Origin of the sequence: Streptomyces fagopyri (genome assembly GCF_009498275.1) — a bacterium.
In the GTDB taxonomy this organism is placed as follows: Bacteria; Actinomycetota; Actinomycetes; order Streptomycetales; family Streptomycetaceae; genus Streptomyces; species Streptomyces fagopyri.
Genome location: NZ_CP045643.1, coordinates 499,633 through 519,339 on the forward strand (window position 1 = coordinate 499,633; position 19,707 = coordinate 519,339).

General features: G+C 70.9%; 17 protein-coding genes and 2 pseudogenes. 4 read left to right on the plus strand and 15 right to left on the minus strand.

From position 1 onward, the window contains the following. Window positions 1–19 precede the first annotated feature (19 nt). A complete protein-coding gene (locus tag GFH48_RS02120; protein WP_153286588.1) occupies window positions 20–961 on the plus strand; it encodes an ROK family protein in 942 nt (313 codons plus the stop codon). A gap of 373 nt (window positions 962–1,334) precedes the next feature. Here the strand turns inward: GFH48_RS02120 and ltaE are convergent, their stop codons facing one another. From ltaE to GFH48_RS02135, 3 genes and pseudogenes are all read right to left on the minus strand, one after another. Next, the gene (gene ltaE / locus GFH48_RS02125) at window positions 1,335–2,474 is read right to left on the minus strand and encodes a low-specificity L-threonine aldolase (protein WP_228120272.1); all 1,140 of its coding nucleotides are present in this window, start codon (window positions 2,472–2,474) and stop codon (window positions 1,335–1,337) included. 284 nt (window positions 2,475–2,758) lie between these two features. Next, window positions 2,759–3,211 carry a VOC family protein gene (locus GFH48_RS02130; RefSeq protein ID WP_194280467.1) on the minus strand — a complete coding sequence of 151 codons (453 nt, stop codon included), beginning with the start codon at window positions 3,209–3,211 and terminating at the stop codon, window positions 2,759–2,761. 262 nt (window positions 3,212–3,473) lie between these two features. Further along, a pseudogene (locus tag GFH48_RS02135) lies at window positions 3,474–3,647 on the minus strand (DNA-binding response regulator); the annotation flags it as partial. Window positions 3,648–4,255: 608 nt separating this feature from the next. On the opposite strand from GFH48_RS02135, the gene GFH48_RS02140 reads away from it, so the two are divergent. Further along, window positions 4,256–5,467: a 4-hydroxybenzoate 3-monooxygenase gene (locus tag GFH48_RS02140; RefSeq protein ID WP_194280468.1), complete on the plus strand. Its 1,212-nt coding sequence runs from the start codon at window positions 4,256–4,258 to the stop codon at window positions 5,465–5,467. Between the two features lie 76 nt (window positions 5,468–5,543). Further along, window positions 5,544–7,241 carry a methyltransferase gene (locus tag GFH48_RS02145; protein ID WP_153286589.1) on the plus strand — a complete coding sequence of 566 codons (1,698 nt, stop codon included), beginning with the start codon at window positions 5,544–5,546 and terminating at the stop codon, window positions 7,239–7,241. A 108-nt stretch (window positions 7,242–7,349) separates the two neighbouring features. On the opposite strand, the gene GFH48_RS02150 is transcribed toward GFH48_RS02145, so the two are convergent. The 6 genes and pseudogenes from GFH48_RS02150 to GFH48_RS38935 all read right to left on the minus strand — a co-directional run. Further along, window positions 7,350–7,766, minus strand: a complete 417-nt coding sequence (locus GFH48_RS02150; protein WP_153286590.1) for an STAS domain-containing protein — start codon at window positions 7,764–7,766, stop codon at window positions 7,350–7,352. After that, a complete protein-coding gene (locus GFH48_RS02155; protein ID WP_153286591.1) occupies window positions 7,763–8,857 on the minus strand; it encodes a cobalamin B12-binding domain-containing protein in 1,095 nt (364 codons plus the stop codon). The genes GFH48_RS02150 and GFH48_RS02155 overlap by 4 nt, the downstream gene beginning before the upstream one ends. Then, window positions 8,854–10,509 carry a PP2C family protein-serine/threonine phosphatase gene (locus GFH48_RS02160; RefSeq protein ID WP_153286592.1) on the minus strand — a complete coding sequence of 552 codons (1,656 nt, stop codon included), beginning with the start codon at window positions 10,507–10,509 and terminating at the stop codon, window positions 8,854–8,856. The genes GFH48_RS02155 and GFH48_RS02160 overlap by 4 nt, the downstream gene beginning before the upstream one ends. Before the next feature lie 586 nt (window positions 10,510–11,095). Next, entirely contained in the window at window positions 11,096–11,500 is a 405-nt protein-coding gene (locus GFH48_RS02165) for an actin-binding ADF family protein (protein ID WP_153286593.1), read from the minus strand. Between the two features lie 682 nt (window positions 11,501–12,182). Further along, window positions 12,183–12,461 (minus strand): GlsB/YeaQ/YmgE family stress response membrane protein, encoded by a 279-nt coding sequence (locus GFH48_RS02170; RefSeq protein WP_153286594.1) that lies wholly within the window; start codon window positions 12,459–12,461, stop codon window positions 12,183–12,185. Between the two features lie 140 nt (window positions 12,462–12,601). Continuing rightward, window positions 12,602–12,733, minus strand: a pseudogene (locus tag GFH48_RS38935) (cold shock domain-containing protein); the annotation flags it as partial. Between the two features lie 278 nt (window positions 12,734–13,011). Here GFH48_RS38935 and GFH48_RS02180 point away from each other — a divergent pair. Beyond that, the gene (locus GFH48_RS02180) at window positions 13,012–13,542 is read left to right on the plus strand and encodes a hypothetical protein (protein ID WP_153286596.1); all 531 of its coding nucleotides are present in this window, start codon (window positions 13,012–13,014) and stop codon (window positions 13,540–13,542) included. 271 nt (window positions 13,543–13,813) lie between these two features. On the opposite strand, the gene GFH48_RS02185 is transcribed toward GFH48_RS02180, so the two are convergent. The 6 genes from GFH48_RS02185 to GFH48_RS02210 all read right to left on the minus strand — a co-directional run bounded on the left by GFH48_RS02185 (window position 13,814) and on the right by GFH48_RS02210 (window position 19,266). Then, entirely contained in the window at window positions 13,814–14,389 is a 576-nt protein-coding gene (locus tag GFH48_RS02185; RefSeq protein ID WP_153286597.1) for a hypothetical protein, read from the minus strand. After that, entirely contained in the window at window positions 14,386–15,783 is a 1,398-nt protein-coding gene (locus tag GFH48_RS02190) for a hypothetical protein (RefSeq protein ID WP_153286598.1), read from the minus strand. The genes GFH48_RS02185 and GFH48_RS02190 overlap by 4 nt, the downstream gene beginning before the upstream one ends. Then, window positions 15,780–16,613 (minus strand): ABC transporter ATP-binding protein, encoded by an 834-nt coding sequence (locus tag GFH48_RS02195; protein WP_153286599.1) that lies wholly within the window; start codon window positions 16,611–16,613, stop codon window positions 15,780–15,782. Before GFH48_RS02195 ends, GFH48_RS02190 begins: the two co-directional genes overlap by 4 nt. After that, entirely contained in the window at window positions 16,610–17,434 is an 825-nt protein-coding gene (locus GFH48_RS02200; RefSeq protein WP_153286600.1) for a cupin domain-containing protein, read from the minus strand. The genes GFH48_RS02195 and GFH48_RS02200 overlap by 4 nt, the downstream gene beginning before the upstream one ends. Next, window positions 17,431–17,991, minus strand: a complete 561-nt coding sequence (locus tag GFH48_RS02205) for an RNA polymerase sigma factor (protein ID WP_153286601.1) — start codon at window positions 17,989–17,991, stop codon at window positions 17,431–17,433. The genes GFH48_RS02200 and GFH48_RS02205 overlap by 4 nt, the downstream gene beginning before the upstream one ends. A 330-nt stretch (window positions 17,992–18,321) precedes the next feature. After that, window positions 18,322–19,266 (minus strand): hypothetical protein, encoded by a 945-nt coding sequence (locus tag GFH48_RS02210; protein WP_322746973.1) that lies wholly within the window; start codon window positions 19,264–19,266, stop codon window positions 18,322–18,324. Window positions 19,267–19,707: the final 441 nt, after the last annotated feature.

Below are 19,707 nucleotides of genomic sequence, written 5' to 3' on the forward strand. Positions count from 1 at the left end.
CACCCCGCAGGACTCGGCCATGACAACCTCTCACCGGCCGTTGTTCGCCGGCATCGACATCGGCGGCACCACCACCCAGGTGGTGGTCTGCTCCGACGACCTGACGGTCCTCGACCGCGCGGAGGCCGGCACCCCGGCACGCGAGGGCGGCCGGGCCATGGTCGGCGCGGCGCTCGACGCGCTCGCCCCGCTGCTGGCCCGTACCCCGGGCCGCCTGGTGGGCGCCGGAATCGGCGCCGCCGGGGTGGTGGACTCCGCGAACGGCCGCATCCTGGTCGCCAGCGACTCCTTCCGCGGCTGGGCCGGCTTCACCGTCACCGCCGCCGTCGAGGACGCCCTCGGCGTCCCGGCCTACCTGGACAATGACGTCAACGCCTTCCTCTACGGAGAGGTCCACGGCGGGGCGGTGCGCGGCGAGGCCGACGTCCTCGGCATGACCCTCGGGACGGGGGTCGGCGGCGCCCTGTGGACCAACGGCGCCCTGTACGCGGGTCCGCACGGCGCGGCCGGCGAGATCGGGCACATCCCCGGTTTCGGAGACCTGCCCTGCTCCTGCGGCGGCCGCGGCCACCTGGAGACGCTGGCCTCCGGCCGCTCCATAGGGGCTCGCTACGCCGATCTCACCGGTATCCACCGCACCGCCCGTGAAGTCGCCGAGGCCGCTGTCCGAGGCGACGACGACGCTCTCGCGGTGTACCGCGCCGCGGGGGCGGGCATCGCCCGGGCGATCGTGATCACGGCGGGTGTCGCCGACATCACCACCGTGGTCGTCGGCGGCGGCGTCAGCCGTGCTTGGCCCCTGCTGGAACCCTTCATCCTGTCCGCCCTCGCCGCCGACCCCCCGATCAGCGGTCACCCCGTCCGCCTGGTCAAGGCGGCCCTGGCCTCCGACGCGGTCCCGGTCGGCGCCGCCGCCCGTGTCCGAGGCGAACTGGCCACGGGGCTGAGGGCAACGACGTAACGACGGGAACACCGGCCCCGAAGCCCACGGGGTCCGACCCGTGGACCGCGGTGGCGTGGCGGTCCGGGCGCGCGAGAACGACGGAGCGATCCGCCGCCGGCGCACCCGGTCCGCTCGTCCGGCGGCCGCACGGACCTCAACACGCCCTACGGTCCGGAAACACCTGTGCCGGCGTTGCCTTCCGAGCTTCGCCTTCCGACCTTCGAGTGACGGCTGACGAGGCCCTCATCGAGGGACCGGACACAAGGCCGACGACGCACGGGCGCGTTCGTTGAAGGCCCAGGTTGCGGACCGGGCGCTCCCGCGTCCGCGTATGCGAGCCTCCCGGGCGCGTGACCACCCGAGGCGCCCACCGCGGTCGAAGACGCGGCGCTCAGCTCTCGGCCGGCGTGCCGGCCACTTCGGCCACGGCCTCGCGCACGATCCGCACCGCACGTTCCACATCGGCGCGCGTCACGTCCAGGTGGAACACGAAGCGCAATTGGTCCGGGTAGGCCGCGCACAGGACGCCACGACGCTCCAGCCGGTCGCGCAACTCGTCGACATCGAGGCCGGGAGCGGACTTCGCGAAGACCATGTTGGTCCCGCTCGGCTCCACGGTCAGGCCCTCCAGTCCCTTCAGTCCCTCCGCGAACAGCGCGGCGTGCGCGTGGTCGTCCGCGAGCCGTGTCACGTGGTGGTCGAGCGCGTGCAGAGCCGCGGCCGCCAGGACGCCGGCCTGACGCATCCCGCCACCGAGAACCTTGCGCCAGCGTCGCGCACCCGCGATGAACTCCCGGGACCCCACCAGCGCCGAACCGACCGGCGCCCCCAGTCCCTTGCTGAAGCAGACCGAGACGCTGTCGAAGTGACCGGCGATCCGTCGTGCCTGCTCGTACGGGTCGTCCCCGCCGGCCACCGCGGCGTTGAACAGCCGTGCCCCGTCAAGGTGCGTGGCGAGTCCGCGGTCCCGGGCGATCCGCGTGGCCGTCTCGAGGTAGTCCATGGACACAGCCCGGCCACCGATGGTGTTCTCCAGGCAGAGCAACCGGGTTCGGGCGAAGTGCGGGTCGTCCGGTTTCACGGCCGCCGCGATGTCCCGCGGGTCCAGCGTCCCGTCCGCTCGATGCGGAAGCGGCTGGGGCTGGATGCCTCCCAGCACGGCCGCGCCGCCGCCTTCCCACCGGTACATGTGAGCCATCTGACCGGCGATGTACTCGTCTCCGCGACCGCAGTGGGTCAGCAGAGCGCACAGGTTGCTCTGTGTCCCCGAGGAGACGAACAGCGCGGACTCGAATCCGAGGAGCCCGGCGATCCGCTCCTGGAGAGCGTTGACGGTGGGGTCGTCGCCGAAGACGTCGTCCCCCACCTCTGCCTCGGCCATGGCCCGGCGCATCGCCTCGGTGGGCCGGGTGACGGTGTCGCTGCGCAGATCGACGAGGTGACCGGACCGGTCACGGGCGGCGTCCGCCTCGTTCTCGGCGTGGGAGACATCGACGGGGTCAACGGCACGGGCGCTATCGGTGGTCGGCACACGCACACTCTGCCACGGCGGGAGGAACCGCGACCGCCCGGGGCACGACGATCACGGGAATGCGGTCCCGTCCGCCGCGGTTCGGGCCGAGGAGATCAAAGTGGGCCGCTGTCGACGAGCGGGCCGAGCATCCGTCCGTCCCTGTCGAGAGGACGACGGGTCGGAGTCGGGGCCGGCCGGAAGCGACGTGCGGCCTCGCGAGACCCTCGACCGCGGCTGGGAGGCCTCCTCCCGCGCCCAGAGTCAGCCGAGAGCCATCGCGTCCGCCTCGGTTCCGAGCGGAATCACGTTCCCGCGGGCGTGCCGGAGCTCGAACTGTCCGAGGTGCTCGACGGATCCATCCACATGACCTGCCAGCCGTGGCCGTCGAGGTCGAAGAAGCTGCGGGAATACATGAAGCCGTGGTCCTCGGGCCCGTCCGCCTCGGAGCCGCCCGCCGCGAGCGCGGCCTCGGCGACCGTGTCCACCTCGTCGCGGGACGACACGCCGAAACAGTAGAGCGCCAGTGTGTGCGTGGTGGGATCGGCCATCGGCAGCTTCGCGAACCGCGCGAACGTCTCGTGGCTGAGCAGCATGACGGAGGCCTGCTCGCCGACCAGCATGCAGGCGGCGGTCTTGTCGGTGAACATCGGGTTGTAGCTGAACCCGAGCCGCGCGAAGAACTCCTTGCTCCGCTCGACGTCCGCCACGGGGACGTTGACGAACAGCATGCGACCGGCGTGCACGGGAGTGGTCATGGTGGGTCTCCAGTCCGAGGTTCGGTGCGGTACGACGGGGTAGACCGACCCGCCCTCCGGAACTCATCGGTGCGCACGGAAGTCATACGCGCACTTGAGCACGCGGACTCTCCTGGCCCCCCGTAGTCGGATGGGATTCAGATGGGCCGACGGGCGTGTCACAGCGGGGCCCGCGCGGTACGCGGCCCGGGTCCGACGGCAGGAAGGACCTCGAAGCCCGGACGCCGATGACCGCATTCCCGTCGCGGACGACCATGCCGGTTCAGCCCTCCGGGTACGCGAGCACCGCCAGGATCCGGCGATTGTCGTCCTCCGACTGTTCGAGTCCGAGCTTGATGAAGATGGTGCAGGTGTGCTTGCTGACGAACTTCCGGCCGGCGATGGCAGCCTTCGAGCGCGCCTGCGCCATCAGGGAGAGGACCTCGTGCTCACGCGGGCCACCGCATCCACGCCGGCTGCTCACTGAGTCCGCCGGCATCCGAGCCCGCCGCCGGGCGCAGCGCCCGGTCGACCGCGGTCCCTGGCGGATCGGCGCAGGCGTGCCCGGCCGCGTCGATGCCGCACCGGGTCGACGCACTGCCCTCGGTCGCCTCGGTCACCCGCGTGTACGGCCCCGCGGGTGCTACCCGGATCGGCAAGGACGGCAAGGACGGCAAGGCCGCCTACGCGATGGCGGCCCAAGGCGAGCGAGGCTCGACAGCCCACCGGAAGGCGCCGCGAGTGGGTACCGAATCACGGGCACGGAGCGTCAGGACGCATGGCCGACGAGCCTACGGACCGTACGGAACCAGTGCCCCTCCCTGGACGTCACTCCCACCCCCGAGTGCCCCGAGTGCCCCGAGTGCCCCGAGTGCCCCGAGGTGACTCAGTCCCGGAACCGTCCCCTCCGCCCAATCGCCATGCCCCCTCGTCATGTTCGGCAGACCCTCGTTCCCACTTGGCCAGGGCCCGCTGTCCCGAGCAGTGATCTTTTTGCCGATCGAGTCGGGCATTCAGGTGATTTCTGTTCGAGGGCAGATTTTTACCTACTTAGTATCTTGATCCATGACAGATGGGAAGGGTCGGCGAAAACCCGCCGACCACGCGGCCGATGTGGTCGTCCTCGGGGCCGGGCCCGCCGGGCTCGTGCTCGGCAACATCCTGGTGGACCGTGGAATCGACTGCGTCATCCTGGAGCGGGCCGGACGGACACACATCCAGACACGGGCACGTGCCGGCTTCCTGGCCGCCAACACCGTGCGGACCCTGGACAGGCACGGTCTCGCCGAGGGGCTGCACCGGCACGGGCAGCCCCACAGCACCTGCGAATTCCGCACCGGAGACGGCCGGTTCCGGCTGGACTACGGCGAGTTCGGGCGACGGGAACGACACACCGTCTACCCCCAACAGAACCTGGTGGCCGACCTGTTGAGGCGGTTCCTGGATCGCGGCGGACAGATCCGTTTCGACACCGAAGCCGTCGCCGTGCGCGACGCCGACAGCGGGCGACCCCAGGTGGCCGTGGTCGACGCCGACAGGCGGCCCGGCCTGTGGCAGGCGCGGTACGTGGCCGGGTGCGACGGGCGACACGGCGCCGCCCGGCGGTCACTGCCGGCCGGCACGGTCCGCCACCACCGCGATCACGGCGTGACGTGGCTCGGCCTGCTCGCCGAGGCACCGCCCAGCCTGGACGCCGTCGGGTACGCGGTGCACGAGCGCGGGTTCGCCGGACACATGGCCCGCACCAGCGAGGTCACCCGCTACTACCTGCAGTGCGAGCGCGGCACCCCTGCCGACGCCTGGTCGGAGGAGCGGATCTGGGACGAGCTGGAACTGCGGATGCGGGCGTGGGAGTACGGCCCACTGCGCCGCGGCCGCGTCGTGCAGCGTTCCGTCGTCGCCCTGGAGTCCGACGTGCTCGAACCGCTGCGCCACGGAGCGCTGTTCCTCGTGGGCGACGCCGCCGGCCTGATCAGCCCGTCCGCCGCGAAGGGCGCCAATCTCGCGGTCCTCGAAGCGGAGATCCTGGCCCGCGCCCTGATCGACGACCTCACCGCCGGGGACCCTCAGGGCCTCGACGCCTATACGGCGCGGTGCCTGCCGTACATCTGGCGCGCACAGGAGTTCTCGCACTGGATGATCAGCCTGCTGCACGGCCCGTCGGGCGCAGACGGCGAGTCGCTGTTCCACAACTCCCTGCGCCGCTCCCGCCTCACCTCACTGCGCACCTCGCGCAGCCAGCAGGACTGGTTCGCCGAGCACTACGTCGGCGTGTAGCCCGTCACCTCCGAACTCCGCACCCGCGTACACCCGTATGCACACATCCGAACCCCGGAATGAGGATTCCCCCGCGATGATCACGGCATGGTCGGGCGACACGTCCCGCCTGCGCGCGACGGTCGACTTCGTCAAGGCACAGGACACCGCCGCACTGCTCCCGCTCCTGCTTCCCGGGCTCGACGGCCCGGAGCTGCGGACCCTGGTGGAGCGCTGCGACTTCTCGCACGCGGCGCTCCTCGTCTTCCCTGGCGACGAGGCGGCACTGGACGCCATGCTCCGCGACTGCGGACTCACCGCTGACGCCCCGCCGCGGCCGAGTGTCGTCGTGCGCGAGCGTCTCGCCGTACGGCACAAGCGGGGTGCCGCCGAGCTCGACGTCGGCCTTCTTCGCCCGAAGGTGCGGTGCCTGGACGGGGCGCGGCGCACGGTCGAGGTGTTCACACTGACCGTGCCGCCAGGATCGGACCTCGGCACGATCGCCACGCACGAGCGGGAGCGGCAGCACGAGGCGCATGTCGCCTTCGAGGTCGACGTACCGGACCCGCTGGTGCTGCGTGGACTGTGCGCTACCTTCGCGCAGTACGGTGCCACCCCCGACGGCGGCGGGTACAACCCGCACGAGAACGGCACGGTGTTCTACTTCGCCACGGCCGCCGAGGCCAAGGCCGGCTACCGGCGCGTGGAACTCTACGTCCCCGGCGACCATCGCGACGTCCTCACCGCCCACCTCGACGAGCACCGTGGGCGTCAGCCCGCCGACACCCTCCTGCGGCTGCTGACCGGGGCGTGGACCACGCAGGCCCTGGCCGCGTTCGCGCAGTTGGAGGTGGCTGACGCGATGGACCGGGAACGGGGCGTCGGTGTGGCCGAACTGGCCCAGGACGTCGGTGCCTTCGCTCCGAACCTGGCCACCCTGCTGCGCTACCTCACCATGCTCGGTGTGGTGAGCGAGGACCGTGACGGTTTCCGGCTCACGGACCTCGGCGGGCTGCTGCGCGCGGACACCGAGGGGTCCATGCGGCCGCTGGCGCTGATGTACGGGGGACCGTTCTACGAGTCCTTCGCCGGGCTCGGTCACACGGTGCGCACCGGACAGGTCGCCTTCGAGCAGCGCTTCGGCGAGAACCACTTCGACCACTTCGCCCGCGATCCCGCGCTCGCCGAACTCTTCGACCGGTCGATGGCCGCCGGTTCACGCATGTTCGACCCGCTGCCCGCGCACCCGGTCCTCACCTCGGCGGCCGAAGGGGCCACCGTGGTCGACATCGCGGGTGGCAACGGGGAACTGCTCGGCCGAATCCTTTCCGCACATCCCCGCCTGCGCGGAATCCTGCTGGAGCGCCCGCACACCGTCGAGACCGCCCGCCGCCTCCTCGGCGCTGCCGGCCACTCGGCACGGTGCGGCTTCCGGGCCGGCGACTTCGCGGACGTACCCGCGGGCGGCGACGTCTACGTCCTGTCCCGGGTCCTGCACGACTGGGACGACGACCGTTGCCGCGAGATCCTGCGCCACTGCGCCCGCGCGATGCCCGACACCGCCGATCTGCTCGTCGTCGAACGCGTCCTGCCCGCCGACGGCTCCGCCTCGCTCGCCACGGCCTGGGACCTGCACATGATGTGCAACGTCGGCGGCCGCGAACGGCGGGCCGACCACTACGCCCGGCTCTTCGCCGACGCGGGCCTCACCCTGGTGGGCCGGGCACCGCTGCCTCTCGACGGCAGCGTGCTGCACGTCCGCGGGACCGGGCCGGACACCGGGTCCTGGTCCTAGTGTTCTGAGTCAGGAATTCGGTTCAGACATCCGGTGGGACGTTCGAGGATGCCGTCCGCGCTCCTTGTCCAAGGGGGAGGCGTCGGGAATCCCGCTCCCCACGAGAGCTCAGCTGGTGCCGTCCGGCCCGGTGGGCCGGGCGGCCGCTGCCACGTTCTCCTCTGCCTTCGAGAACTCCGGGGCGCCGCTGGAAGGCGGCGCCGTGAAGTAGTCGAGGGTGCCGGTCAGGTCCAGGAGGCGGTCCAGCTTCGGAGGCCGCTCGTCGAGGTGCAGAAGCACCCCCGCGGCGGCCGTCCGGCGGCCGATCATCAGCAGGATCGACAGACCCATGGAGTCGACCGTTCCGAGGCCACGGCAGTGCAGGTGCAGGTCCTTCAGCCCCGGCCGGCCGGAGAGCTGGACGGTGACCTCGTCCAGGAGGAGGTCGGCGTTGTCGTAGTCGAGGTCGCCGTGGAGCTCTATACGGACTCTGTCTTCGGTGTCGACCGTGGTCAGGCGCAAGTGATCGAAAGGCAGCGAGGTCATGCGGGGTTCCCGGCGGCGGTGTCGTGATCGGCGAGGAGTACTCGTGTCCCGTGCTGGAGGATGCGGATGGCCCGCGGGAAGTCCTTCAGCTCACTGGCGAGCAGGTTCAGGGCCGGCGGCAGACTCCGCGCGGGGACACCTCGCGCCACGAGGATCTGCTCGGTCCAGCTGATGAACTGCGTGAACAGGTTCTCGTCACCGAGGTAGAGCGAGGTGGCCAGGAACTCCACGATGTGCGCCAGGTCTTCCGCTGTGCGTTCGCGCTGTGTGTCGCTGTAGGTCCGCATGCCGGGAAAGTCGTTTTCCAGAGCGGTGAAGACGGCCCGTACGAGCGAGTCGCTGTTGCGGGTGACCAGGGTGTACTCCTGGTCGGCCAAGTGCGGCAGGTCGTCCATCGGCTGGTGTCCGAGGTGCGGGCGTGGCAGCGGCCCGCGAGCGAGGTGGTCGGCGGCGGCGCGGGCGTCGGGGGCCCATGCGTCGGCACCCAGCAGGGCGGCGTACCGGCCCTCGGGCCCGAAGGCGGCGCCGCCGACGAGGACGGGTACGCCGACCGCCTGGCACGCGGTGATCGCCGCGTGCGCCGTGGGCAGCCGGGTGGCGATGGAGCTGGACAGGGCGACCGCGTCGGCGTGGGTGCTGTGCAGGTGGGCGATCAGGTGCGGGGACGGGACCTGGGCGCCGAGGTAATCGACCTGCCAGCCGCGCAACTTCAGGACCTCGGCCACCAGTCGGGCGGGCAGTGCGTGCCACTCGCCGTCCACGCAGGCGACCGTGATCCTGCCCCGGGAAGGAGGGGTGCGGGCGGCGGGATGCGAGCCCAGGACGGCGACGACCCGTTCATTGACGGCGGTCGCCGCGTGCTCCTGGGCGACTGTGATCCGGTTGGCCGCCCATTCCTCGCCGACCTTGCCCTGCACCACGGCGATCACGTCCAGCAGCACGCTCTCCGGGTCGACCCCCTCGTCGAGGGCGCGCATCACCAGCTCGATGGCCGAGTACTCGTCGCCGGCGGAGACGATGTCCCACAGCTGCTCGGCCAGCTGTCGAAGATGCGCGCCGTCGGGGAGACGGGGCGGGGTGCTCGTAGTCACGCGGTGTACCTGCCTCGGGTGGTGCCGTTCACCGCACTCAGATACTGGGTGCGGGGTGCGGAGATGACGACGACGGCCATGTCGTCGTGCCGACGGCTGCCCAGCCACTGCGCGGCGAGCATCTGGACGTGTTCCGCGATGCCTTCGCAGGGCATGCCCGCGCACTCGGCCAACGCCCGCTTGAGACGTGCCTCACCGAACTGGGCATCGCCCATCGGACCGCCCCTGGCCTCGATGATCCCATCGGTGTACAGCACGCAGGACTCTCCCGGGGCGAGGGTGACCTCGGCGCTGCTGGCGGAAACCCGGGGCAACGCCCCGACCAGTGTGCCGCGGGTGTCGGCTTCCTCCACCGTGCCGTCGGCGCGGATGATCAACGGTGCCGGGTGGCCTCCGCTGGTCAGTTTGAGGTCCACCTCGTTGCCCCGGCGGACGGCGGAGGCCAGGACCAGCGTCGCGAACCGGGCGTGGTGCGAGTTGAGCAGCGCGGTGTTCAGCAGACTCAGGATCCGCTGGTGGTCGTCCGCAAGGGGCAGCAGCGCGTGCAGCGTATTTCGGATCTTGCCCGTCAGGACGGCGGCTTCCAGCCCCTTGCCGCACACGTCTCCGATCGTCACCAGGGACGGCTCGCCCTCGACGCCGGCGGGGTGTACGTCGTAGAAGTCGCCTCCGATCCTCACGTTGTCCGCCGAGGGCCGGTACCGGCCGGCGAAATCCACCCCGGAGATCTGGTGCAGCGTCGGTGGCAGAAGCTCCTGCATGAGAATGTCCGTGATGGCCGTCTGCTCCGCGTACAGGCGGGCGGCGGACATCGCGGCCCCGGAACGGGCAGCGAAGAGACGGGCGAAGATCTCTTCCTCGTCGCTGAAGGCGGTGCTGCCCGTCTTGCGCAGCAGGACCAGGGCCCCTGCCGGGACACCGTGCCCCGGCAGCGGGGTGATCACTATCGAGCCGACGGGCCCGAACCCGTCGGGCACCATCCACCGAGGTGCCAACGCCGGGTCGATCCACCGTGAGGGCACCGGCGGGAACCCCCGCAGCGCCTCCCCGAGACCCGGCACGTCGTCCGGGTCCACCGTCTCCTGGGACAGGGCCGGCGTGCCGCCGCGCAGGCAGGTCACCACCGGCAGCCGGTGCCCACGGGCGGGTGCGATGGCCAGGGCGGCATCGGCGAGAGTCTCGGCGGCCATCTGTGCGGTCACGTCCATGCACCGCCCCAGATTGAGTGAGGACAGCAGGGAGTTGGAGGCCCTCACGAGGAACGCGGTACGTTCCCGCTCCATGTGCAGGGCTTCCCGGGCGAGTTGATGATCGGTGTCGTCCACCAGCCACCATGCCACCATGCCGTCGTCCCGCACGCTGGGGTGTGCCTCGAATCGGCGCCCACCGAGCACACCGGAGTGTGACACCCCCGCCTCGGGCTCCGCGGGGGTGGCGGAAATCCGCAAGGTCAGGTGGGCTGCCACGAGCCAGGGCGGGGCCACGTCCGCCAAGGGGATCCCGGGGGCCGCTCGAGGCAGGAGGACGGCGGCGGCGTCATTGCACTGGACGAGAGTGCCCTGAGGGTCGGCAACCAGAACCGGGTACGGGGCGCTCCCCCACGGAAAGCCCTGCTCTGTGGTGGTGACAGTTTGCCCACGGGTGGAGACCAAATATAGAGGACCCGCTGCGCGAATCCCTCACCTCTTCAGCTCGCCGGAAATGTTGCCTTCAGGCAACCATCCCTCACGTCACGGCATCCCTGCAAAGCAGGCATCCCCACCACACCGGATCGGCACAAACGTAAAGACCACGTGTACCAGGGGCGCAGGACTCATGGAGGCCGGGGCGATCCTCCCGCCCGCCTGACCTCACCGCGGCCACCCTTGTCGAATGCGTCACCCTCGGCACCCGGCAGGTGGTCATCTGGGCCGCGAGTCCAAGCCGGGAATCCCCCTCGCCCGGCAGTCGGACACGCACAGGGCCTGTCGTGTGCCGTAGGTCACCCCCCCCGCCGCGGTCCGGACACTGGGGCGCGCCGCTGGACGGCCATCAGCGCCAGAGCGCCTGTCTATGACGCCTGTGCGGGAGCCTGTGTCCGGCACGCGGTGCCGCGATGACGTGACGGTGACGGTGACGGTGACGGTGACGAACGGTACCCGCGGGCGGTGACCAGGGATGCCCACCGCCCGGCAAGGCTTTCCGCCCGCCAGGCGGTGGCCCCCGGGCTGCGATCACTGATGTCGCAAGGGAGACGGGTCACGACGCCCCGGATACGAGTGTCTGGTAGTTCACATCGGACAGCTCTGTGGCCGACACGTAGACCTGGACACCTTCGAGCAGATTCCGCAGCGTGCTGGAGCCGGAGGAGTGCGCGAGGCGCTCCTCGGCCGTCGCCCGCGCCGGGCACCATGAGATCAGCACGATCCGCTCCTGTCGGGCTCCGTCCGGCGAGGCGAAGAGCAGGTCGTAGACGACGTAGCGGGGCTCATCGGCCGGGAGGGCCTTCAACAGTTCGTCGTGCGTCATGTTCCCCATGACGTCCATCACGATGCTGTCCAGGCTCTCGCTGAGCTGGTAGATCACCGTGTTGACGTCCCGCCTGCCCTTCAGCTCTTGGAAGGCGCTGATACAGCTGTCGTCCACTGCGATATGTCCGCTCACGGGGAGCCCTTCTGATCACGGGGAGAGCAGGCCGAGCGGCTCAACGAACCGGGCCCCTGGGAGGTTCTGGGCCGCTCGCCGTGAGCACCCGTTCCGCCGGATATGCCTGTGGCCGCCGTGTTCGACCGCGCGGTCGAACACGGCGGCCACAGGCAGGCGACGGGAGTGCCGGACGGAGGTGCGGGCGCGGTACGTCACGCTGCTGTCCGGTCCGGCTCGTGCCGGGACCGTCGAGCCGGTACGAGCAGATGTCCCTGAGCAGCGAGAAGGCCGGTGGCGGCGGTTCGCGGAGAACGTGCGCGCGGAGCAGTTCCCGCTCATGTCCGACAGGGGGCGCCTACGGGCCGAGGGGGAACTCGCAGCGCTGGACAGGCTCCATCACATCACGAGAGCGGTGCCGCACGGCGACCTCGGTGCCGCAAACGCCCTGTGGGAATGCGGTCACGTCACTGGCGCGGGGGCGTACCCCGGTGGGGAAGCCACCGGAGACGTCCACGGGCAGCACGCGGGTGCCGGGCCGTGAGCGTAGCCCGGGGTGTACGAAGTCGGCGGCCACAACCACAGAGCTGCCCGACGCCCGCTGTGGCCGACCCGAGGACCACGGACCGTACGCCGACGGCTCCCGTCCTGTCATCAGGTGCGGGAGCCGTCCGGTGCGTCGAACGCGTATGCCGTCAGCGGGTCACGCGTGACGGTGCGAGCGCCGGTTGCCGGTGACGAGTCGGTAGACGGCGAGCAGGATGAACGACCCGACGATCGCGGCGATCCAGGTGGAAAGGTCGAAGAATCCGTCGAGGGAGTCGACGCCGAAGATCACCTTGCCGAGCCAGCCACCGAGAAGACCTCCGGCGATGCCGATGAGCATGGTGATGATGACGCCGCCGGGGTCCTTGCCCGGCATCAGGGCCTTGGCGATGGCGCCGGCGAGCAGGCCGATGATGATCCACGCGATGATGCCCATGATGTTTCTCCGCTTCCTCGTACAAGAACCGTGTCAGCTCATCGTGTGCACCGATTACGCGCGAACAAACGTCTCGCCCGCATCACGGTCCTGTCGCCTCCCGGTCCCAGGGCGATACGCGGAGTACGCCGCGGTCGGCGGCGGACGATGTTCCCCGCCGAGGCCTTCCGACCCGGGGCCACGTCGAACGTGACCGACTCGCCCTCGATCAACTCCCGGTATCCGTTGCCGGAGATGTCGAAGTACTGCGCGAAGACGTCCTTTCCGCCACCGTGCACGCAACTCTTACTGCCGACAGGGCCCTTGACTCAGGTGCTTGAACCCGAAGCCGGCCCGGTGGCTGTGGCTGTGGACGGGCTGTCTCCCGGTAGTAGTGACCGGTGAGCACGACCACATCGCGATCCGGGCCACCCCGCTGAACACGGCCGGAACCGAGAGGCGCGCTGGTCCTTTCGACCTCCATCGAAAAGATTGCTGACGCGTCCGCGCCGGAATTAGCGTGCGTTGCGGGCCGCGGTCACCGGGATCGGGCCCGGAATGGGGGAAATTCATGTCCCGACGTCTACATCGTGGGCGCGTAGCCGCGGCCACTGCCGTCACAGCCACCGTACTCGCGCTGACGGGCAGCTACTCGACCACCGCCACAGCCGCCGCGGTGGACACCCACGAAGCGCGGAACTGCGTCGTCGTCCTGGACAAACTCCAACCGGGTCGGACGTCGTCCCGCGTTCTGTCGCGTTCGTGCACCACGGGTACGGCATCGGCCCAGGCGCGGCCCTCCGGTATCCAGAGCACGCTCCTGATGACGTGGTACGCGGACGCCAACCAGAGCGGCGCCAGCACGCAGATCCGGGGCAGCAGCGGAGGATGCGACGCCTCGGGCTACGGCATCGCCTACGTCGGCGACGACTGGAACGACCGCATCAGCTCCTACAAGCTGTTCGGCACCTGCAACACCATCGACGCCTACGACACGTCCAACTACGGCAACGAGATCTACTTCTGCGGCATCTGCTCGGCCGACAACATCCCGTGGTCGGCCAACGACCGGATCAGCTCCATGTGGGTCTACCACTTGTGACTCACGGGCACATACTGGGTCGGACCTGCTCCGGTCGCGCTCCGCCTCGCCACCCTGCTCGTCGGGGCAGAGATCGGACGGCGGGCCTTCACACACGGCGGCGGGCCGGTGGTCCGGCACCACCCCAACCGCACCGCTGCCGACGAAGAACGCCCCGGTGCCCACACCCTCGAAGCCGTCCCCGGACGGAACACATCGCCGGTGGTGACGCCGATACCCCACGACACGGCCTCGACGACATCGGGTGTTGTTCCACGATGGGCTGCGGTCGTCACCGTCTCGGTCCCGCGACGGCGTAGGCCGCGGTGCCGGCGACGGCGAGGACCGTGGCCGTCCAGGTGCCCGCTGCCGTGCCGGGCGGCAGGAGCATCCAGCTCGCCACCCGCATCGGCGTGGTCGTCGGGGGCGGGGCGAAGCAGGAGAACGAGAGCCAGGCGAACGGCAGTGTCCAGGCGTACCGGCCGCCCGAGAGCGCCGCGCCCAGGGCGACCAGTCCCATCAGGCCCGCGCTGTCCCGGACGACGAACGCGGTGGTGGCACCGTCCGAGCCCATCGCCTGCACGGTCAGCAGTACCGCGCCGACGACCGCCCCGCAGAGCAGCACGTGTGCCGTTCTGCGGGGTACCCAACGGATCGCGGCCGTACGGTCCAGCGCGAGGTCCTGCCCGCTGAGCCCTGCCGAGGCCACCGTGACCCCCGTGGCGAGGACGAGCACGGGCAGCCGCGGATCACCGGACTCCCCACCGCCGTCCCGGGCGAGTGCCCACACCGTCACCGCGCTGATCACCAGCACGGTGAGCGACATGGGTACCTGACGCGAACGGGCGTACAGCGTCAGCCATCTCACCGGGACGCCTCGCCTTTCAGCGCGTCGAACGCGTCGCCCTTGCAGGAGAGCGCGGCGCCGCGCATCGCGTTGATCCGCGAGAGCTGCTCGGCCCGCGGCAGCGACCTGAGTTTCTTCCACACCGGGCGGATCTTGGCGTCGGCCTCGCGGCGCATACTTGCTGACAAGGTGCCGGGAAGGGGCCTGAGGGCCCCGAGAACCCAGTCCACCGCGATCATCTGCGCGAATTGATCGTCCCCGAAGCTGCTCCAGCCGACAGGGGCGCACCCTGGCACCATGCCCTTGGCGATCAGGGCCCGGGTCAGCTCCTCGCCCTTCGAGGCGGCGATGATGTCGTCGTCGAAGTCGAACAGCACGGTCCTGCGGGACCACCTCGGCGTGGAACCTTCGGGCAGTTCGGTCGTGTTCTCCCGGACCGAGACCGGAGCCCGTCCGCCCAGGGCGCCCCGCAGCAGGCCCAGCGCCTCCTTGCCGGGACCCGCGAGGCCGGCGAGTCGCGCCCGCTGCGTCTTCGTCACACACACCGGGCCGTCGCACACCGGCTCCGCGGCGGCCCGGTCGACGACGTACATGGCGCGCGGGTCGGAGGGGAGGACGAGCAGGGCGATCACCGCGCCCGACAGAATGGGCGTCAGGGCGATCAGCCGGGCGCGCGGGGTCGCCGCGACCATCAGGGCGAAGCCGGTCGCGGCCATGGCGAGCAGCCAGATCGTCTGCCCGATGTGCACGGGGACGGAGAGCGTGACGAGTGCGTCGCGCGCCTCCTGCACGGCCGGTGACAGCAGGGAGACCTGGTTCGGGTCCGTGCTCGGGAGTCCCGTCGCCGTGGTCGTCCCCGTCCGGCCCAGCGACGACTGCATGAGGACTGTGAACACGAAGGCAGCCATGGCCAGCGCGGGCGGGGTGAGCGCGGACGGCAGGGCCCGCCCGGCTCCCATCCCGAGCACGGCCCCGGCGACGAGAGAGAGTGCCCCTACGGACGAGATCGGCAGCCACCCGAGGTGCGCGTAGTCGGTGTGGGCGACCACCTGGACCGCGCCCACGAGGACGAGGAGCGCAAAGGCCGAAACCAGCGTGACCGCCGTCGCGCCCGCGAGCGTGGCCGCGCGGTGCCGGGCCGGCCGCGGCGTGCTCGTCAGCAGCTCGGACATCTTGGACCGGTGGTCGCGCAGGCCCTGCAGTGCCCCGAGCCCCACGGCGAGCGGCCACAGGTAGAACAGCAGGGAGCGGGTCCACAGGGCCATGGACGTCCATTGGGCCGTCCACGCCGTGGTGCCCGTCCACCACGATCCGGGAATCAGGTACAGGAACGCCAGCGCCGGCAACAGGACCACGGCGCCGGCCCACGGGGCGACAGAGCGCTTCAACTCCACACGCAGGACACGGCTGTTCACCAAGTACCCCTTCCTTGCTCCGGGTTGAACAGCAGCGCCGAGTAACCGCGCTCCAGGGGGCTGTCCCCCACATGCTCGGGGCCGCCCACCGAGGCCAGTTCGTCCGGAGGACCCTGGAAGACCAGTCGCCCCTCGGCGATGAGCACGACGTCGGTGCAGGCGGCGGCGACGTCCTCCACCAGATGAGTGGAGACGACCACGCAAGTGTCGGTACCCAACTCCTGCAACAGCTCACGGAATCGCAGGCGCTGCGCCGGGTCCAGGCCGGCCGTCGGCTCGTCCAGGAGCAGGATCGTCGGGTCGTTCACGATGGCCTGGGCGATGCCGACCCTGCGCACCATCCCGCCCGACAGGGCCTTCATCCTCTCGTCGGCGCGGTCCGCCAGACCCACCCTCTCCACGGCGCGCTGCACGGCGGCGGGGATGTCCGCCTTGGGCACCTCCTTCAGCCACGCCATGTACTCGACGAACTCGCGCACCGTGAAGCGCTTGTAGTAGCCGAACTCCTGCGGCAGGTAACCGATCCGGCGGCGCAGCGCACGATGTTCACCCACGCCGCCCGTGGACTCACCGAGTATCTCCAGGGTGCCCTCGGAGGGGCGCAGCACGGTGGCCAGCGTCCGGATGAGCGTGGTCTTGCCCGCCCCGTTGGGGCCCAGGAGGCCGTGTACACCGGTACCCAGCGACAGGTCGAGCCCGTCGACGGCCATCCGTCTCCTGCCGACCCTGACCTTCAACCCGGTCGCCTGGATCTCCCGGGCGTAGGCCGTCGGCGCGATGTCGGCCCCGCTCACCGCGGACGTCATGTGATGGTCCTTTCCGATGGTCATCGATGGGCTCCCAGCACGGAGTACGCGCCCCTGCGGGCGATCACGACACCGATACCGAGTGCGAGAAGCAACCCCCACATGGACATGGGCAGGCCGCCTGTCTGCAGGGCGAAGGTCGTACGGCTGGTGGCGAGGGTCGGCGCCACGATCACGGCGGCCCACACGGCGGCCAGCAGGACAGCGGCGCGGGTCACACCGATGACACCACCGAGGGCCAGGGTCGTCGCGGTGAAGGCCAGGCAGGGCAACAGCCACTGAGCCACCATCACCCCCGTCATCCACCCACCCACCGACAGCGCGGGGACGACCACGCCGAGCACGGACGCGGTGCGGCGCAGCACCAGGTACAACCCGGCCCTGGGCGCCGAGGCCGTCAGCTCGTACGCCGGGTCGACACCGCGCGACCAGGACGCCGCGACGCCGAGCACGGGCAGGACCGGGGCGAGGAGCAGCACCAGCGACACCTCGTCGGCTCCGGAGCCGACGAGGTCGAACAGCAGGGCCAGCACCGTCGCGCCGACGACCATGGCCAGCCACGGCACCATCGTCGGCGTCATCCATCTCGACAGCCGCGCCGACCAGCGCCGTCCGCGCGACATCGTGTGGGTGACGGCCAGGTGGGGTTCGAGGCCGGACCACACGGTGTCGACCAGGGACGTCACGGCGGGCACCTCGGCACCCACGGCCGCGGACAGCCGGTCACGGCACGTCCGGCACGCCTCCAGATGGGCCTCCACGGCCCACACCTCGTCGGCGGCGAGGTCCGTGCCGCCGCGCGCGTAGCCCTCGATGATCCGTTTCGACGCGTGTTCCACCTTCATGCCAGCACCTCCCGCATCACGATCCGGGCCCGGCGGGCACGGGTCTTGACCGTGCCCTCGGGCACCCCCAGCAGGACCGCGGTCTCCCGTACGGACAACCCGTCGAGCACCATCGCCTGCAGCACCTGTCGCAGCTCCGGCGCGAGGCGCCGCAGCGCGTCCCCGACATCACCACCGACCGTCGCCGCGAGCGCCTCCTCCTCGGCGGCGGGCGCCGCCTCAGGCACAGCGGCGGCCGGCGGCGGCTCCGCGTGATGAGCCCTGCGGCGGAAGGCGTCGACCAGGCGGCGCGCCGCGATCGTCCACAGCCAACCCGTGGCCGTCCCTCCGACGGCCGCCCCGGCGAACGCACCCGCCGCGCGCCAGACCGCCAGATACGTCTCCTGCATGACCTCCGCGACGATCTGCTCGTCCACACAGCGGCGGCGCAGCCGCACCGCCAGCCACGGCGACGTACGCCGGTACAACTCCTCGAACGCGGCACGGTCGCCCTTCGCCACCAGCCGGACGAGACGCTCCTCGTCCAGCTCGTGCAGCGCTGCCCTGACTGATCTCACACCGGCTAGACGCCCGAGCCGGGCCGCGGGTTTTCTCTCTGACGTGATCCGCGCCACATGCGGGAAGACCCATGGGCTCCACCCGATCAGGCATCGCCGTCAGAACCCTCCGCCACGGATGGCGCTGGAGCGCAGGTACTCCATGAACGCCGGTTGGGCCGAAGGCGAGGAGATGGCCTCGACGCGCAACGGATCGGGAGACGAGTACTCGATCGTCTTCTCGGCCGCCGGGGTCTATGTGCGCGGCTTCGACCACGAATCTGCGGCTCGGTTCGCGACTTTGCCGTCCACGTCGAACCCACGGTCCGGGTCCCCACCACCTCTGACGGATCAGCACCCTCGATCGTAGATCGCCCGCAGGCGCGGCTCCTTGACGGCGGGCATCCGCGCGAGCGTGTACCGGAACGCCGCCCTGGAGGGCTGGAACGGGTACCACGGATGCGGCGGCAGTGGGTCGTCCCGCTCCACCCCTGCCGGCAGCCCGCCTACTGCCGGCAGCCTGGTCCGGTGCGGCGGGAAGGCCAGCTCGGCCCAGAGCGCGGCATCCATGGGTACCGGCACCGCCCCGGAACGCGGCTGCCACATGTCTCCGGTCTGCGGGTGGACCGGCACCAGCACAAGGTCACTGGCCGGCTCGCCGAACCCCGGTCCTGCCAGGTCCAGCCGCTTCGCATCTTCGCCGACGGGCAGCAGCGCGCCGAGGGACCGGCCGAGGAGCTCCGCGACCGGCCCGGACACTACCTCGACCGGCGCGCCCCCTGCGGCCACCACCACCTGGGCGAGAGCCACGCCCGCCGGGATGTCCCGGTATTCGCGCAGCCGGTGCCACAGCGCGCCGGTGGCCAGCAGCTCCGCCCATTCCATGACCGGTCGCTCCGGTGGGCCGGGCAGCCGTACCACCGCCTGCGGGACGAGCCGGACGACCTGCCAGCACCCGCAGTCGTCCATCCTGGTCCCGACCGGCAGATCGCAGCCCAGACAGGCGAGGTTCGGCCCGTCCCTCCCGTCGATTCCCCTGCAGTAGCCCGCGGCCCGCTCGATGATCAGCCCGGTGCCGCGCATGTCGCCGGGCGCGAGGAGGATGGTGCCTGACGCCCCGTCGGACAGTGCCCCGCACGGCGCGAAACGCCCCCGCTCCGCCGCCTCGCACGCCCCGACCTCGTCCCACTGCCGCCACGGCGGCCCGTACGGCGCGGGGTCGACGGCGTAGGACCCTGCCTCCAGCAGGGGCGGGTGCAACGTCTCCCAGTGGGTGTCGGCCAGGTGGATCGGCAACGCAACCTCGGACACCGCCGTGGTGAGGACCGCACCGCAGCCCGCACACCCGAACACCGCCAAGCTGTTCCCTCCCGCCGTCGAAGCCCCTGCATCCCACCAAGCGGCGGACCGGGTGGCAAAGGGTTTTCGGGCGACACCAAACGCACCGCCGAGCGGCAGAACGGGCCTCGCCGCGCCGGTCGCGGCCTCAGGGGCAAGAAGCCACGCGGGGCTGAGCCGCTGAACGTGCTGCGTACCGTCGGTCAGCCATCCGTGGTTGGCCACGTACCGACGAGACAGCCGTCGGCCATTTCTGGGCGGTACTGGATGCTGGATGTGGGCGCGAACGAGCAGGTTCACGAAAGCCCCGCGAGCCGAAGCCCTTCAGCTCGTGCTTACCACCCGATGCTCGCGGACGGCCTGGATCAGCCGGGACAGCGGGACACCGGGCCAACGGGC